Source organism: Streptomyces sp. NPDC006529, from assembly GCF_040611795.1.
Taxonomy (GTDB): domain Bacteria; phylum Actinomycetota; class Actinomycetes; order Streptomycetales; family Streptomycetaceae; genus Streptomyces.
This window is the reverse complement of record NZ_JBEXPB010000022.1, coordinates 54,476-69,734: the sequence shown is the minus strand read 5'-3', so window position 1 is coordinate 69,734 and position 15,259 is coordinate 54,476. Positions and strand designations below refer to the sequence as shown.

At 73.5% G+C, this 15,259-nt stretch carries 17 protein-coding genes and 1 pseudogene; 6 read left to right on the top strand and 12 right to left on the bottom strand.

Annotated features, from left to right (window positions below; translation table 11 throughout):
- The first annotated feature begins 26 nt into the window (after nt 1–26).
- Both ABZY31_RS17470 and ABZY31_RS17465 read left to right on the top strand, forming a co-directional pair.
- A complete protein-coding gene (locus tag ABZY31_RS17470; protein ID WP_356410927.1) occupies nt 27–1,445 on the top strand; it encodes an MFS transporter in 1,419 nt (472 codons plus the stop codon).
- 301 nt (nt 1,446–1,746) lie between these two features.
- Nucleotides 1,747–2,121 (top strand): RNA polymerase-binding protein RbpA, encoded by a 375-nt coding sequence (locus tag ABZY31_RS17465; RefSeq protein WP_007262928.1) that lies wholly within the window; start codon nt 1,747–1,749, stop codon nt 2,119–2,121.
- Between the two features lie 114 nt (nt 2,122–2,235).
- On the opposite strand, the gene fxsA is transcribed toward ABZY31_RS17465, so the two are convergent.
- The 4 genes from fxsA to ABZY31_RS17445 all read right to left on the bottom strand — a co-directional run bounded on the left by fxsA (nt 2,236) and on the right by ABZY31_RS17445 (nt 6,192).
- Entirely contained in the window at nt 2,236–2,817 is a 582-nt protein-coding gene (gene fxsA / locus ABZY31_RS17460) for an FxsA family membrane protein (RefSeq protein WP_356410924.1), read from the bottom strand.
- A 103-nt stretch (nt 2,818–2,920) separates the two neighbouring features.
- The gene (locus tag ABZY31_RS17455) at nt 2,921–3,694 is read right to left on the bottom strand and encodes a polyprenol monophosphomannose synthase (protein WP_356410921.1); all 774 of its coding nucleotides are present in this window, start codon (nt 3,692–3,694) and stop codon (nt 2,921–2,923) included.
- 343 nt (nt 3,695–4,037) lie between these two features.
- Nucleotides 4,038–5,669 carry an amidohydrolase gene (locus tag ABZY31_RS17450; protein WP_356410919.1) on the bottom strand — a complete coding sequence of 544 codons (1,632 nt, stop codon included), beginning with the start codon at nt 5,667–5,669 and terminating at the stop codon, nt 4,038–4,040.
- An 82-nt stretch (nt 5,670–5,751) separates the two neighbouring features.
- Nucleotides 5,752–6,192 carry an Lrp/AsnC family transcriptional regulator gene (locus tag ABZY31_RS17445; RefSeq protein WP_356411007.1) on the bottom strand — a complete coding sequence of 147 codons (441 nt, stop codon included), beginning with the start codon at nt 6,190–6,192 and terminating at the stop codon, nt 5,752–5,754.
- 213 nt (nt 6,193–6,405) lie between these two features.
- Here ABZY31_RS17445 and ABZY31_RS17440 point away from each other — a divergent pair, with 213 nt between their 5' ends.
- On the top strand, nt 6,406–6,837 hold the full coding sequence (locus tag ABZY31_RS17440) for a hypothetical protein (protein ID WP_356410917.1): 432 nt from the start codon (nt 6,406–6,408) through the stop codon (nt 6,835–6,837).
- A gap of 23 nt (nt 6,838–6,860) precedes the next feature.
- Here ABZY31_RS17440 and ABZY31_RS17435 read toward each other — a convergent pair whose 3' ends face one another.
- Together ABZY31_RS17435 and ABZY31_RS17430 are read right to left on the bottom strand one after the other, a co-directional pair.
- Nucleotides 6,861–7,961, bottom strand: coding sequence for a phosphotransferase family protein (locus ABZY31_RS17435; protein ID WP_356410914.1), 1,101 nt, complete (start codon nt 7,959–7,961; stop codon nt 6,861–6,863).
- A gap of 47 nt (nt 7,962–8,008) precedes the next feature.
- Entirely contained in the window at nt 8,009–9,142 is a 1,134-nt protein-coding gene (locus tag ABZY31_RS17430) for a hypothetical protein (protein ID WP_356410911.1), read from the bottom strand.
- Between the two features lie 243 nt (nt 9,143–9,385).
- Between ABZY31_RS17430 and ABZY31_RS17425 the strand changes: the two genes are divergently transcribed.
- Nucleotides 9,386–9,601 carry a hypothetical protein gene (locus tag ABZY31_RS17425; RefSeq protein WP_356410908.1) on the top strand — a complete coding sequence of 72 codons (216 nt, stop codon included), beginning with the start codon at nt 9,386–9,388 and terminating at the stop codon, nt 9,599–9,601.
- 10 nt (nt 9,602–9,611) lie between these two features.
- Here the strand turns inward: ABZY31_RS17425 and ABZY31_RS17420 are convergent, their stop codons facing one another.
- The 4 genes and pseudogenes from ABZY31_RS17420 to ABZY31_RS17405 form a co-directional block, all read right to left on the bottom strand.
- Nucleotides 9,612–10,013, bottom strand: coding sequence for a GNAT family N-acetyltransferase (locus ABZY31_RS17420; protein ID WP_356411005.1), 402 nt, complete (start codon nt 10,011–10,013; stop codon nt 9,612–9,614).
- A 102-nt stretch (nt 10,014–10,115) separates the two neighbouring features.
- Nucleotides 10,116–10,574: pseudogene (locus ABZY31_RS17415) on the bottom strand (GNAT family N-acetyltransferase); the annotation flags it as partial.
- A gap of 95 nt (nt 10,575–10,669) precedes the next feature.
- A complete protein-coding gene (locus ABZY31_RS17410) occupies nt 10,670–11,842 on the bottom strand; it encodes an acyl-CoA dehydrogenase family protein (RefSeq protein WP_356410905.1) in 1,173 nt (390 codons plus the stop codon).
- Between the two features lie 163 nt (nt 11,843–12,005).
- Nucleotides 12,006–12,695 carry a TetR/AcrR family transcriptional regulator gene (locus tag ABZY31_RS17405; protein WP_356410902.1) on the bottom strand — a complete coding sequence of 230 codons (690 nt, stop codon included), beginning with the start codon at nt 12,693–12,695 and terminating at the stop codon, nt 12,006–12,008.
- 114 nt (nt 12,696–12,809) lie between these two features.
- Between ABZY31_RS17405 and ABZY31_RS17400 the strand changes: the two genes are divergently transcribed.
- Both ABZY31_RS17400 and ABZY31_RS17395 read left to right on the top strand, forming a co-directional pair.
- Nucleotides 12,810–13,469, top strand: coding sequence for a DUF6230 family protein (locus tag ABZY31_RS17400; protein WP_356410899.1), 660 nt, complete (start codon nt 12,810–12,812; stop codon nt 13,467–13,469).
- Complete coding sequence (locus ABZY31_RS17395; protein WP_356410896.1) at nt 13,460–14,422, top strand: DUF6114 domain-containing protein; 963 nt, start codon at nt 13,460–13,462, stop codon at nt 14,420–14,422. Before ABZY31_RS17400 ends, ABZY31_RS17395 begins: the two co-directional genes overlap by 10 nt.
- Before the next feature lie 39 nt (nt 14,423–14,461).
- Here ABZY31_RS17395 and ABZY31_RS17390 read toward each other — a convergent pair whose 3' ends face one another.
- Both ABZY31_RS17390 and ABZY31_RS17385 read right to left on the bottom strand, forming a co-directional pair.
- Nucleotides 14,462–14,614 carry an SCO1431 family membrane protein gene (locus ABZY31_RS17390; protein WP_356410893.1) on the bottom strand — a complete coding sequence of 51 codons (153 nt, stop codon included), beginning with the start codon at nt 14,612–14,614 and terminating at the stop codon, nt 14,462–14,464.
- 123 nt (nt 14,615–14,737) lie between these two features.
- Nucleotides 14,738–15,199, bottom strand: coding sequence for an SPW repeat protein (locus ABZY31_RS17385; RefSeq protein WP_356410890.1), 462 nt, complete (start codon nt 15,197–15,199; stop codon nt 14,738–14,740).
- Nucleotides 15,200–15,259: the final 60 nt, after the last annotated feature.

The following is a 15,259-nucleotide window of genomic DNA, read 5'->3' as shown; positions in this document are numbered from 1 at the left end:
GTACGGGGACCAGCGAGGGGGCACTGATGAGTGCGCGGACCACAGCGGAAACGGAACCCGGCGCGGGGGACGGCGACGGCGGCAGCGGTAGAGGCGACGGGGCCGGCGCCGGGAAGGCCGCGGCGACGGCCGCCGCGCGCAAGCGGGAGCAGCACGGCTGGTACTTCTACGACTTCGCCTGCTCGGTGTACTCGACCAGCGTGCTCACCGTGTTCCTCGGGCCGTACCTGACGGCGGTGGCGAAGGCCGCCGCGGACGCCGAAGGCTACGTGCACCCGCTGGGGATCCCCGTGCGAGCCGGGTCGTTCTTCGCGTACGCCGTGTCGGCCTCGGTGATCGTGGCCGTCCTGATCATGCCGCTGGTGGGCGCGGTCGCGGACCGCGGCGGCCGCAAGAAGCCGCTGCTCGCGGCGGCGGCGTACACGGGTGCGGCGGCGACCGCCGGGATGTTCTTCCTGGGCGGTGACCGCTATCTGCTGGGCGGGCTGCTGCTGGTCGTCGCGAACGCCTCGCTGGCGGTCTCGATGGTGCTCTACAACGCCTACCTGCCGCAGATCGCCGCCCCGGACGAGCGGGACACGGTGTCCTCGCGGGGCTGGGCCTTCGGCTACACCTCGGGCGCCTTCGTCCTCGTCCTGAACCTGGTCCTGTTCCAGGGCCACGACTCCTTCGGCCTCTCCGAGAGCATGGCGGTGCGCGTCTGCCTGGCGTCGGCCGGTCTGTGGTGGGGCGCCTTCGCGATCATCCCGCTGCGCCGGCTGCGGGACCGGACGGTGGTGCGCGAGCCCGGCGCGGGTGCGCCGGTCAGCGGCTGGCGGCAGCTGATCGCGACGCTCAAGGACATGCGGCGGTATCCGCTGACGCTCTCGTTCCTGCTCGCGTACCTCGTCTACAACGACGGCGTGCAGACGGTGATCTCGCAGGCCTCGATCTACGGTTCGGAGGAGCTGGAGCTGGAGCAGTCCACGCTGATCGTGGCGGTGCTGCTGGTCCAGGTGCTCGCGGTGGTCGGCGCGCTGGGGATGGGCCGTCTGGCCCGAACGCATGGCGCCAAGCGGACGATCCTCGGTTCGCTGGCCGCGTGGGGGCTCACCCTGGCCGCCGGGTACTTCCTGCCGGCCCGGACGCCGGTGTGGTTCTTCGCACTCGCGTCCATGATCGGGCTGGTGCTGGGCGGCAGCCAGGCGCTCTCGCGCTCGCTGTTCTCGCACCTCGTACCGGCGGGCAAGGAGGCCGAGTACTTCTCCGCGTACGAGATGAGCGACCGCGGCCTGAGCTGGGTGGGACCCCTCGTCTTCGGCCTGACGTACCAGCTCACGGGCAGTTATCGCGATGCGATCATCTCGCTGGTGGTCTTCTTCGCACTGGGATTCGTGCTGCTCGCCCGGGTGCCGGTGCGGCGCGCGGTGGAGGCGGCGGGGAATCCTGTTCCCGAGAGGATCTGAGTGGGCCGGGCAGCCGAGCTGGCGAACGAGTTCCGAACAAATTTAGACGTTGAAGCGAAGGGCCGGTAGTGTACGCCTTTGGCCTGCCAGGCGGACCGTTACTGCGTACTCGATAAAAAGAGACGCTGGGTGACATCTGCTGCCAGATGTGACAAAACGGGCACTGGTGGGTACAACAAGGGGCGGTACGACGGGCGACGCACCACCCGGAGCGGGAATCAATACCGCCGACCGGACGTTGACCTGATGACGACGACAGCGACACCTGTCCTGTGGGCGACAAGCCCGGGAGGCACGATTCATGAGTGAGCGAGCTCTCCGCGGTACGCGCCTCGTGGTTACCAGCTACGAGACGGACCGCGGCATCGATCTGGCCCCGCGCCAGGCGGTGGAGTACGCATGCCAGAACGGACATCGCTTTGAGATGCCGTTCTCGGTTGAGGCCGAAATTCCGCCGGAGTGGGAGTGCAAGGCGTGCGGCGCCATGGCACTTCTGGTGGACGGCGACGGGCCCGAGGAGAAGAAGGGCAAGCCTGCGCGAACGCACTGGGACATGCTCATGGAGCGACGCACCCGCGAGGAGCTGGAGGAAGTGCTGGCCGAGAGGCTGGCGGTCCTGCGTTCCGGCGCCATGAACATTGCCGTGCATCCGCGGGACAGCCGCAAGTCCGCCTGACACCCGGACACGCACAAGACGAGGGCCCCCGCCACATTCCGTGTGGCGGGGGCCCTCGTCTTTCGCCGTCCGGCCCGGCCGCGGGGCGCGCGGGGGCCGGACGGTGTACGTCGCTCAGGGGGCCAGCGGCGGGCGGTACCCGGCGTCCGGGCCGGGGCCGGGGCGTCGCACCGCGTCCTCGCGGATGACCTCGCCCTGGACCACCATGCCGTCGCCCTGGTGGATCCGGGCCTGCTGGAAGGCATCGCCGAAGGACCCTGCCGGAGCCGCGGCCATCCGGCGCTCCAGGGACCCGGTCGCGCGGCGGCCGATCCAGGCGCGGACGGGCGCCAGCAGCAGGAGCAGCCCGGCCACGTCGGAGAGCAGGCCCGGCAGGATCAGCAGCAGTCCGCCGAGCATGACCAGGCCGTTGCCCGAACCGGGTTGCCGCGGGGCCGGCCGCACCCCGGCCTGGGCCTGCTGGAAGGTCTGCGCGAGGGTCTCGAAGGCGCGCCGTCCGGCCCGCTTCACGACCACCGAGCCGAGCACCAGGCCGCCCGCGAGCGCCAGGGCCACGGCGAGGCCGCCGCCCGCGCCCGCGAGCAGGCCGAGCAGCCAGATCTCCAGGATGAGCCAGGCGGCCACCGCCAGGGGAACGAAGGTACGGGCGGGCGAGCGCCGCCGGGGAGCAGTCGAGGTGGGAGCGCCGGTCGTCATACCCACCAGTGTGCCTGGGGTCCCGTAAAAGCGGCCTCAACCGGAGGTACCGGACATCACCTAGGGGAGGTCCGGGCCGGACCGCCGGGTCAGGACGCGTGGATCAGGACCGACGGAACGCCTTCGACCCCAGCTTCGCGGCGCGGGCCGCGACGCCCCACTGGGTCACCCGCCACAGCGCCTCCACCACGATGTCCCGGCTCATCTTGCTGTCGCCGAACTCGCGCTCCACGAAGGTGATGGGCACCTCCACCACCCGGAAGCCCGCACCGACCGCCCGCCGGGCCAGGTCCACCTGGAAGCAGTACCCGGCCGAGGCGACCCGCTCCAGGCCCAGCCCCTCCAGCGTCTCCCGACGGAACGCCCGGTAGCCGCCGGTGACGTCGCGGATTGGCACGTCCAGCAGCAGCCGGGAGTACGTCGAGCCGCCGCGGGAGAGCAGCAGGCGGTGCCGCGGCCAGTTGACCACCCGGCCGCCGGGCACCCAGCGCGAGCCGAGGACCAGGTCGGCGCCGGTGAGGGCGGTGAGCAGCCGGGGCAGTTCCTCGGGCTGGTGGGAGCCGTCGGCGTCCATCTCGACGAGGACGCCGTAGCCGCGCTCCAGGCCCCAGGCGAAGCCCGCCAGGTAGGCGGCGCCGAGGCCTTCCTTGCCCTTGCGGTGCAGGACGTGCACCTGGTCGTCGGCGGCGGCGAGCCGATCGGCGAGCTTTCCGGTGCCGTCGGGGCTGTTGTCGTCCGCCACCAGGACGTGCGCCGCGGGAACCGCCGCGCGGACGCGGGCGACGATCGGGCCGATGTTCTCCGCCTCGTCGTAGGTCGGAATGATCACCAGCACCGTGCCGAGCGGCCCGTGGCGCCGCTCACCGCCGTCACTCACAGAGTCCCCATTTCGCTACGTCCCCGTCCCGGGCGCCGCACCGATTTTAGAGCAGCGGCGGGGGTGCGGCGGAGAATCGGGGCCCGGGATCCTTCGGGCCGGCCGGGCTCCCGCTGGATGCGGGCCGCCGTGACCGTTGTCTACTGGACCCCGGGGCCCCGATCAGGCCACCCGCCCCCAAGCTCCTTCGGAGCAGGGGGGACCCCCGTCCGGCGAAACCTTCCCTCGCCCCCGAGGCGCGGGCGCGCTGAGCAGACGGATCCGTCCGGCACGGTCGTCCTGTGGTGGACCGGGCCGAACCTATCCGGGTCCGGGCGCCACTGCCGAACCGAGGCCGGACGGATCACCCCTGTGGCCGTACGAATACCTCCCGGCCGCCGACGACGGTGGCCAGGCACACCGGCAGTTCGGCGCCGGGGTCCAGCCGGGGCAGCCCGGGCGTGCCGGAGCGGGGATCGGTGGACCAGCGCGCGACCCGGTCGTCGGGGGCCTGCACCACCAGCTCGTCCGTCCGCCACAGGGTGTAGTCGGCCGGGGCGCCCGGTACGAGCACCCCCGCGTCGTCGCGGCCCAGCGCCCGCCAGCCGCCCCGGGTGTGGGCGGTGAAGGCGGCCCGTACGGAGATGCGGTGCTCCGGGGTCCGGTGGAAGGCGGCCGCCCGGACGGTGCCCCACGGGTCGAGCGGGGTGACCGGGGCGTCGGAGCCGAAGGCGAGCGGGACGCCCGCCTTGAGCATCGCGGCGAAGGGGTTCAGCGTGCGGGCGCGCTCGGCGCCCAGCCGGTCGGCGTACATCCCCTCCTCGCCGCCCCAGGCGGCGTCGAAGGCGGGCTGCACGGAGGCGGTGAGTCCGAGTTCGGCGAAGGCGGCGATGGTGGCCGGGGTCATCATCTCGGCGTGCTCGACCCGGTGGCGGGCGGCGCGCACGCGGGCGAGGCCGACCTTCCCGGCCGCCGCGCGGACGCCGTCGACGACGGCCGTGAGCGCGGCGTCCCCGATGGCGTGGAAGCCGGCCTGGAGCCCGGCCTCGGTGCAGGCGGCCACGTGGGCGGCCACCTCGGCGGCGTCGAGGTAGCCGGTGCCGGTGTGGGCGGCGTCGGCGTACGGGGTGTGCAGGCAGGCGGTGTGCGAACCGAGGGCGCCGTCGACGAAGAGGTCGCCGGCGGCGCCGACCGCGCCGAGGTCGCGGGCCAGGTCGAGGTCGCGGTCGGCCCAGTAGCCGAAGACCCGGGGGCCGGGCCGTTCGCGCGCGAGGTTCAGCAGGTCGTGGAAGTCCTCGGCCGAGGAGATGTCGGGGCCGCCGCATTCGTGGACGGATCCGATGCCGAGGGAGGCGGCGCGGTCGAGCGCGGCCCGCTGGGCCTCAGCGCGCTGGTCCGGCGTGACGGCGGCGAGCGCGGCGGCGCGCACGGCGTGGTGGTCCTCGCGGGTCAGCGGCTCGTCCCCGGTGTGCCGCACGGCGGGCACCAGCTCCAGCAGGGCGGTGGTGACCACGGCCGAGTGCACGTCGACCCGGCTGAGGTAGAGCGGGCGGCCGCCGGTCGCCTCGTCCAGCTCGGCCCGGCGCGGGGCGCGCCGTTCGGGCCAGCGGGCCGCGTCCCAGCCGTGCCCGAGGAGCACCCGGTCGGCGGGCCGCCGCAGGGCGTACGCCCGTACGAGCGCCAGCGCGTCCGGCAGCGAGCGCGCGCCGGTGAGGTCGAGGCCGGTGAGCGCGAGGCCGGTGGCGGTGGTGTGCACGTGGGCGTCGGTGAAGGCGGGGGTGACGAGCGCGCCGTCCAGGTCGACGACCTCGTCGACACCCTGCGCGAAGGCGTCGGCGGCGCCTTCGGAACCCACCCAGGCGACGTGCCCGCGTTCGACGACCATCGCGGTGGCGAAGGGGTCGGCGGGACTGTGCACCTCGCCCCGGCGGAGCAGGACGGTGGGCAGTTCGGCGGGCGGCGTGGAGGCGGAAGCGGCGGCGGCGCGGTCGGTCATGGGACCAGTCTCGCGGGTCCGCGGGGCGCCGCCGGACGCAGGGTGCGGGCGGGCCCGCCGGGAGGGGTCCCGGCGGGGTGGTTCACACGCGGGGCGGCCTGGCTTCGTAGGGGGTGGACAGGACGACCGTGGTGCGGGTCGAGACGTGCGCCAGGGCGCGGACGCGGCCCAGCAGGTCCTCCAGCTCCAGCGGGCTGGCCACCCGGACCTTGAGGATGTAGTTCTCGTCGCCGGCCACGCTGTGGCAGGCCTCGATCTCGGGGACCCCGGCGAGCCGGTCCGCGATGTCGTCGGGTGCGCTCGGGTCGAACGGCTTCGCCGAGATGAAGGCGGTCAGGGGCAGCCCGACGGCCTCGGGGTCGACCACGGCCGCGTAGCCGCGGATGACCCCGCGCTGCTCCAGACGGCGTACTCGCTGGTGGACCGCGGACGTGGACAGTCCCGTGGCCTTGCCCAGGTCGGTGTAGCTCATCCGCCCGTCCCGCACGAGCAGATCCACGATCTGACGGTCCAGCTCCTCCATTGCGCTCATAGCCGCCCAACCTATTGCCCCGGGGTGCTCCAGGCCCAGTGGTGTCCACGGACAAGTGGCACCTGCGGCAGGCATGTGACCAAGGCCACAGGGGTATGCAGGCGTACGCGGGGCGGTTGTGGTTACTCGTGCCGCGCGACGGGAAGTGCTTGCTGTGGCCGTGGCCGAACGTCTCGCCCGGCCCACCCAAGGGGGAGTACATCCATGCAGAACACCAAGCGCGCGGGCCGCACCGCACCGGCGTCGCACGAACGCGCCGACGGCGGGTACGGCGACTTCGACCCCGACGGCTACGGCGACGACCCCGACTTCGAGGGGGGCGCGGAGGCCTTCGACGTCCACCACGCCGTCTGCCCCGACTGCGGGCAGTCGATCGCGCTGGTCGCGGACGAGGAGTTCCTGCCCGAGCACGGGCTCTGCCTGAGCCCGTGGAATCCGTTCGGCCTCACCGTGTGCGCCGGTACGGGACGGCCCGCCGCCGAGGCGCAGGCGGCCGCCGTGGCCCTCGCGGCGGACCGGGAGCTCGACCCGATCGTGCTCCTGACGCTCCCCCAGGGGCTGGACTGGCGGACGCAGCCCTTCTCGCACGTCGGCGGTCCGGGCTCGCGTCCGGTCCAGCACGTCCAGGCGGCCTGACCGGCCCGTCCGCCGGGTTCCGGTCAGACCCGGTCCCAGTAGGTCCCCCGCACCATGGCGGCGATGCTGGCATGGTGCAGGATCAGCCCGTCCGGGTCGGCCGGAACCTCGACCTCGCCGAAGTGCGCCTGGCGGTACGCGATCCGCAGCATCACGATCCCGTGCCGCAGGGCCGCGTAGAGGGTGTGGAAGTCCATGGCGCGCGGGGTGTGCCCGGTCAGTTCCGCGTAGCGGCGCTCCAGATCGTCCCGGCGCAGGAAGTCCGGCAGGCCGCTCTGGCCGAAGCCGACGGTGAGGTCCTGGAAGAACCGGTGGAGGTAGACCGTCCACCCGAGGTCCACCTCGCGCGGGGCGTACGCCGCCATCTCCCAGTCCAGCACCGCGGCCGGCCGGAAACCGTCGTAGATGACGTTGCCGATGCGGGCGTCGCCCCAGTTGAGGACGGCGGGGCCCTCGTCGGCGGGCCACAGCTCCTCCAGCCGCTCGAAGGCCCGTTCCAGCAGCGGTGAGCGGGCCAGTCCCGAGACCACCCACTCGTAGTAGGCGCGCTGGGCGTCGACGTGCCGCCGCAGCGGGCTCCCGGATCCCTCCGGGAGCAGGAACTCGGCCTCCTTGGCGGGGAATTGGTCGTGCAGCCGGGCGATCAGGGAGATGCTCTCCTCCTGGAGCGCGGCGCGCTCGGCGTCGCTCGCCGCGTGCAGCCAGTTGCCCTCGTAGGTGTAGGGCATCACGTCGGGCGGCACCCGGCCCTCGGCCCGGGCCATCACGAAGAAGGGCGCGCCCAGCGGCCCGGGGTCCGATTCCAGCCACTGCACGCGCGGGACGGGCAGGTCGGTGTGTTCGGCGACCAGGCTCATCACCCGGTGCTGGCGGGGCATGTCGTAGGCGGGGAAGACGGTGTAGGCCGCCGGGTCGGCGGCCAGGCGCAGCGCGCAGGCCCGCAGCGGGGTGTCGGGGTGGTCGATGTCGAAGAGCAGGGTCTCGCTGGACATGCCGTTGGAGCCGGGGACGCGGACGTCGACGACCCGCGCCCCGGGGAGCCGGTCGCCGAGCCAGGCCGCGAGGCGGCGGCCCAGTTCCTCGGGTTCCCGGGTGGAGGTGCGGGGACGTGGTGCCGTGGCCATGGCCACCTCTCTCTGTGGGTTCCGGGGCGTCTGGGGGCGTGGCGTTCCTACGGGGCGACGGATCCGTGGTCCGTGAACCCGCTCGGGTCGTGGCGGCCGAAGCTGCCGTGCTCGAAGATGCCGAAGCCGGTCCGCCCCTCCAGGGTGAAGCGGGCGGAGTGGTCGGTGACCCCGTAGGCGGCCATGGGGTGGGCGGCGGGGTCGGAGAGGTCGTAGACCCGGCGGTCGGTCCAGCCGCGGCCCTGCCAGGTGCCGTGCTGCCAGTCGGCGGCGGGCGGGTAGCCGGCGCCGACGGCGAGCGGGGAGGAGTTCAGGATCTCGACGCCCAGTTCGAGGGGTTTGCGGGCCGGATCGGTGAGGTGGACGACGGCGCTCTCAGGGTGCCTGCTCCCGGGCCGGTAGCGGATGTCGGCCTGCGGCCAGCCCAGTTGTACGTCGCCCCGCCCCGCGGCGTCGGGGAAGACCTGGACCGCTTCGTTCAGGGTGCGGTGGCCGTCGGCGTCCTCCTGGACGATGACCATGAGGAAGCGGTCCTCGAAGCGGACGGGGACCCAGAGCCAGTGGAAGCCCTCGGGGCGGTGCTCCTCGGCCGCGCGGCCGCCGTCCTCGCCGGGGATCGGGCGCACGCCCCAGCTGCGGTCCCGGGTGCCGGTCCATTCGCCTTCGGCGAGGCGCAGTTCCTCGCCCTTGGCCCGGATGGTGCCGCTCACCCCGCCCGCCTGCACGAAGCGGCGGCCCTCCAGCATGAGGCGGTCGCCGCGCCGCTGGACGTGGTGCGGCTCCCAGACCGCGGGGAAGGCCGCGGTCCAGGTGATGTCGTACGAGAGGCCGTCCGGGTCGTCGGGATCGGCGTCGCAGTGCAGGCCGAGCGTGCGCAGCGGGACGTCCACGGTGATGCGCAGCGGGCCGACGGACAGGTTCATCCGGTCGTCGGTGAGGGCGTCGGAGGCGCGCACGGCGAGGAGTTCGTCGCCGAGGCGCAGGGTGGCGTAGGCGTCGATGACCCCGGCGTTGGGGTAGACGCCGAGGCCGAGGATGAGCACGGCGCGGCCCGCGTGGTCGAAGACGTGGAAGATGCACCGGTCGTAGGCGTTGCGGTCGCCGGTGGCGACGTACTTCATGGACAACGGGGCCTGGTGGATGGGGTATTCGTCAAGGGCGATGGGTCGGTCCGCGGGCATGGCAAACCTCCTGGGCACGGGTCGGCTCGGCGGATATGACGGTACGTCAGAAACCTCGCCGGGGGCCAGGGTCGTGTCATTCGCTGACAGAAGGCCGCGCGCCCGGTCACCGGACCGCCCGGACCGGGGGCGGCTCGGCGCCCGGGCCAGGGGACGGCTCGGGCCCGAACCAGGGGACGGCTCGAACGGATACCCGCACGGCGGGGCCGGTTACCCCGCCCGCGCGTGCCGCGTTGGCCGTGCATGACCACGCTTGAGGCTTCCACGGGACGGCGGCGGCGACCGGCACCCGCCGGTCCCGAAGAATCGGTTCATCGCCCGGCGGACCCACCCATCTACCGGGCGCTGCTGGCCCGTTGGGCGGACGACGGCCGCACCCTGCCGGGCCGCCGCGACCCGGAGTGGTCCCGGCTCGCCACCTCCCCGGTCTGGCCGGGCGGACCGCTGTACGGCGGCTGAGCGGGCACACCTACTGCGCGCCGAGGGCCATCCACTTCCCAGGTTCCGCCAGCGGCTCGAAGCCGACCTTGGCGTAGACCCCGTGGGCGTCGGCGGTGGCCAGCATGATGCGGCGCACCCCGTACGGGGCGAGGTGGTCGCGGACGGCTTCGGCCAGCGCGGTGCCCAGGCCCCTGCCGCGGGCCGCCGGGTCGACGTAGACGTCGCAGAGCCACGCGAAGGTGGCCCGGTCGGTCACCACCCGCGCGTACGCCAGCTGGCGGCCGCCGACACGGTCGTAGGCGCCGAAGTTGAGGGAGTTCGCGATCGCCAGGTCCTGCTTCTCGCGCGAGCGGCCGAGCGCCCAGTACGCGTCCTGCGAGAGCCAGCGGTGGATCCGCTCGGGGTCCAGGCGCGCGGAATCCGTGGAGATCTCCCAGTCCCGCGGCGGGCGGTCCCCGGGGACGGGGTCCGCGTCCCAGTCGGTGCGGTAGTACGCCAGCCGCGCGTCCTCGCCGGTCAGCCGCATGCCTGCGGCGATCATCACGCGGCGCGAGGCGGTGTTGCCGAGGTCCGCGTCGCCCACCACGGCCGCGGCGCCCCAGGAGCGGGCCAGGGCCAGCACCGCGCGCAGCGCCTCGGCGGCGTACCCGCGGCCCCGGGCCGAGGGCACGAGGCCGTAGCCCACGGTCACCTCGGCGGCCGCGTCGGGCGCTCCGTGGAACCCCACCCCGCCCACCGCGGACCCGTCGTCCCGCAGCCGTATCTCGTAGGGCCCGAAGGGCCGGGGGTCGCCGGTGTCCGCGCAGGTCCGCAGGAACCGGCGCAGCACGCCCCGGTCGCCCTCCCCCGGGTATCCCGGCGCCCACACCGCCCCGGCGTCCCGCTCCCCGGCGAGCGTCCGCTCCGCCTCGGCGGGCGTGATCGGGTGGAGCACGAGTCGCTCCGTCACCAGGTCACCGGTCGCGGGGTCATGTGTCACAAGGTCGTCCATGGCCGATGGCTATCAGAGCGCCACCACCGGCCGCACCCGCATTTTCCGTCCAGCGGGCGCGGTCCGGCCGGGACCTTCCTGGAACGGGCCCCGGCTCAGCGCGTCTCGGGTCCCGCGAGGTGGCGGGCGATGACCATCCGCTGGATCTGGTTGGTGCCCTCGACGATCTGCAGCACCTTGGCCTCGCGCATCAGGCGCTCGACGGGGAAGTCGGCGGTGTAGCCGTAGCCGCCGAGGACCTGGACCGCGTCGGTGGTCACCGCCATGGCCGCGTCGGTGCAGAAGAGCTTCGCCATGGCCGCCTGCCGGGAGAACGGCTTGCCCGCGTCCCGCAGCCGCGCCGCCGCCAAGTACAGGGCGCGGCCCGCCTCGATCTTGGTGGCCATGTCGGCCAGCATGAAGCGCAGCCCCTGGAAGTCGGCGATGGGGTGCCCGAACTGCTTGCGGTCCAGGGCGTACGCGAGGGCCTCGTCCAGCGCCGCCTGGGCCACCCCGATCGCGCAGGCGGCGATGCCGAGGCGGCCCGCGTCCAGGGCGGCCAGCGCGATGGTGAAGCCCTGGCCCTCCTCGCCGATGCGGCGGGTGTCGGGCACCCGTACGCCGTCGAAGTGCAGCTGGGCGGTGGGCGAGCCCTTCATGCCCATCTTCTTCTCGGGGACGGCCGCGGTCAGGCCCGGCGCGTCGCCGGGTACGAGGAAGGCGGTGATCCCCTTGGGGCCCGGGGCGCCGGTGCGCGCGAGGACCGTGTAGAAGTCGGCGACCCCGCCGTGGGTGATCCACGCCTTGGTGCCGGTCAGTATCCAGTGGTCGCCCTCGCGGACGGCCTTCGTCGTCAGGGAGGCGGCGTCGGAGCCGGCGGCCGGCTCGGAGAGGCAGTAGGCGCCGAGCAGTCCGCCGCCGAGCATCGCGGGCAGGTGTTCGCCCTGCTGCTCCTTGGTGCCGTACCCAGCCAGGCCGTGGCAGGCCAGCGAGTGCACGCTGACGCCGAGGCCGACGGTCAGCCGGGCCGCGGCCAGCTCTTCCAGTACCTGGAGGTAGACCTCGTACGGCTGCTCGCCGCCGCCGAACTCACCCGCGTACGGGAGGCCGAGCAGCCCGGCCTCGGAGAGGAGGGTGAACACCTCGCGGGGGAAGCGGCCGGAGTCCTCCTCCTCGGCGGCCCGGGGGCGGATCTCCCGCTGCGCGATCTCGCGCACGAGCGCGAGCAGGTCGCGGGACTCCTCGGTGGGCAGCTGACGGTCCACCGGCTGCGGGGCGCGGTCGATCATGGCGGCGCTCTCCTCCCTGGTCGGGCACGGCGGCGGCGCGCGAAAAGGGTGGTGCGCGCCGCCGGGTCTCGGTGCTCTTACAGCCGATGGTGCCCTCCCGGATCACAGAAGGGCCTGACCAGTGGCTGCGGCGGGTCGAGTATGCCCGATCAGGGGCGTCCCGTCACGGGCGCGAGGGATCCTTGCGCAGGTCGGACCCGGTCCCGGCGGTTTCCGCCTCCGGCGGCGGAGCCGGGCACTGCGGGACGAACTCCTCGATCACGGTCAGGGTCGCGCGCAGCTGCCGCACCAGCAGGGCGCCGAGCTCCGCGCGCCCGGGGCGGTCCGGTTCGCCTTCGGTGCCGATCCAGTCGAGGGTGGTGCCCTCGACCCCGGAGAGCCAGCCGACGAGGGCGAGCCGGGCCAGCGGGGGCAGGTCCCGGTGGCCGTACGCGCCCTCGGCGATGGTGGCGACCAGCTCCGCGCGGACCGCGTCGCGCAGGGCGAGGACCTCGGCGTCGGAGCCGACGCCGCCGGTGACGATGGTGCGGTAGGCGGCGCGGTGCTGCTCGGCGTAGTGGAGGTAGCCGTCGATGGTGCGGCGGACCCGCTCGGCGGCGGGCAGCTCGGTGTCGCCGCCGGCCCGCGCGACGAGTCCGTTCACGGAGTCCTCGACGATGGCGAGGTAGTAGCCGCGCTTGCTCGTGAAGTAGTAGTAGATCAGCCCCTTGGCGACCCCGGCCTGCTTGGCGATGTCGTCCATCGACAGCGCGTCGTACGAGGTGTCGGCGAACAACTTCCGCCCGGTCGCTATGAGTTCGGCCCGCCGGACCTGCGATCGCTCGGTCTTGCCGCGCTGTTGACTATTATTCAAATTCGGCCCTAGCCTCGAACTGCCACAGGATGCCCGCAGTATCGCAGACCTGCTCGGCCCCGCTCCTTCGCACTTCCCCTGCGCACCGGACGACGTACGGGAGGCCCCACCGCCATGAGCAAAGCCGCCAAGAGCACCACCTCCACGAGCACCGCCTCCACGAGCACCGCGGAGCGACACCCGGCCGAGGGCCGCGTCCACTGGAAGAAGACGGCCGCCGCCGGGCTGCCCGCGTTCGTCGCGGTCGGCGTGCTGGCGACGGTGATGGCCCAGGGCGCGCTCGCCGCCTCCTTCGCCGTCTCCGGCACCGCCTTCCAGGTCTCCTCCTCCAACCTCAGCAGCAAGGGCCTGGCCTCCTACGTCCAGACGGACCGCTCCGTCGACGGCGCGGGACACCCGGTCGCCCTGCTCGGCATCGGGGAGGCGACGCTCGCCGACATCTGCCAGTCCGCCGTGGTCGACACCCCGGTCGGCAAGGTCGTCTTCAAACTGACCGCGGGCGGACCCGCCGGGAACGTCACCGCCACCCACCTGGTGATCGACGGCGAGGACCTGACCGGCGACGCCCGGTTCGGCACCGCCGAGATCGGCCGCGACGCCTCGACCCTGGACCGGGTGGACGGGGTCAGGGGCGGAGCCGGGAAGTTCGGCCTCCAGGCCGGGGACATCGAGGTCAAGGGGGTCCGCTCGCACGCCTGGTCGGCGACCGGCGGCGACTTCCGGCTCAAGGGGCTCAAGCTGGACGTGGCCCTGGACGGCAAGCAGTGCTTCTAGGGCTCCCTTCCGGAGCCTCCCCCGGGCAGCCCTCCTGGTCCGCGCGCCGGGCCCGGCTGCGGGTCTGGCGCCGGACCCGGCCGTTCTGGGGCGGACTGCTGCTGGTGCTGGGCGGGACCGAGCTGCTGCTGGTCCCGCTCTCCCCGCTGACGATCCTGGTCAGCCTGGGCCTCGGCGGGATCGCGGCCATCGGGATCGGGGGCGCGCTGATCGCCGCGGGCCTGTTCCTCTGGTTCCTGCCGCAGGCCCGTCTGTACGTCAGCGTGCACGCGCTGCTGCTGTCGGTGCTGTCCTTCGTCGCGACCAACCTGGGCGGGTTCCTGCTCGGCATGCTGCTCGGCATCACGGGCAGCGCACTGGCCTTCGGCTGGACCCCGCTGGACGGTCCCGAGCACCAGGAGGAGAGCCCCTACCGGCGGCCGGGCCCGAACGGCGGCGCGCGCACCCTGGCCGCCGCACTGCCGGTCGTCCTGCTGGCCGCGCTGGCGACCGGGACGCCCGCGGCCCGGGCCGCGGCGAGCGGCGCGGTGCCGACGGCGCCGCGCACTCCCCCGACGGTCACCACCTCGCTCTTCGCCCCCCAGGGGTTCACCCTCGCCGGGGTCACCCGGGTGCCCACGGCCGGCGGGCCCCTGAAGGTGCTGGTGCTGCGGATGCGGGCCGCCAAGCTCTTCGACTACCGGCTGCGGACCCGGGACGGCGGGGAGGAGTACGGGCTCGCAGCCAGGACGCTGGACCTGAGCGGCGACGTGACCTTGTACCTCACCAGGTTCAGCGGCTGCATCGAGGGGCTGCTGTGCGTCACCTTCACGCCCGAGGGGCTGCCCGCGCCGCCGGTCATCCCGCCCTTCGTCTTCATGACCGACGTCAGCGCCGAACAGGCCCTGGTCACCGCGGACCTGATCGTCACCGACGGGCTCCGGCTGGAGGCCGGTGACCGGGGCGTGTTGTAAAAGTGCCGCGGCGGGCCCGGGAGGGTGCCGGAGCAGCGGTCAGAGCCAGCCGATCTGGGTGACGAGCATCGCGATGGCGACGACCAGGGTCCAGCCGAGCACGTGCTCCAGCCAGGCCGAGTCGCCCTTCGGGCCCCCGGTGCGGACGAGGTCGCGGACCCGGACGGTCAGTGCGGCGGTATGTGCGGTCATGCGTCCAATGTGACAGCGTTTACCGTCTTCGCGGTAGAGACGAGCGTCACGGGTGGCGGACGTCACGCACGGGCCCCGGCCGCCCGTGCGGCCGGGACCCGGGTCTGCGGGCGGCGGACCGGGTCAGCCGGTGCGCAGGGCGCGTCCGGCGCGCTCCCGTCCGGCGGCGCGTTCCCGTCCGGCCATGCCGGCCATGGCGAGCGCCAGCAGCAGGGCGACGGCGCCCGCGATGCAGTTGCTGACCACGGTGCGGGTGGTGTCGACCTCGCCGACGACCACCCAGGGGGCGACGATCGTCCAGGCCGCGATGCCGACGGCCGTCCAGGCCATCGCGTGCGTGCGCTCGTAGGCGGAACCGAGGCCGCCCATGCACAGGCAGTAGGCCAGGCCCGCGATCAGGTTCGTGATCGCCAAGGACGACAGGACGTTGAAGCCCACGATCCAGGGCGAGGCCGCGATGTACAGACCGGTGATGAGGGCGAGGGCTTCGACGGCCTGCGCGCGGGGGGTGGCGGTGACCCGCTCGAAGCGGGTGCGCATCTCGGCGAGGTCGGGGTGCATTTCGATGTTGGGGTGGGTGGTCATGGCGGGCCGCCTCCTACGGGAGCCTTTATGTACCCTTTAGCCCGGTTTCTTCCCGCTGGT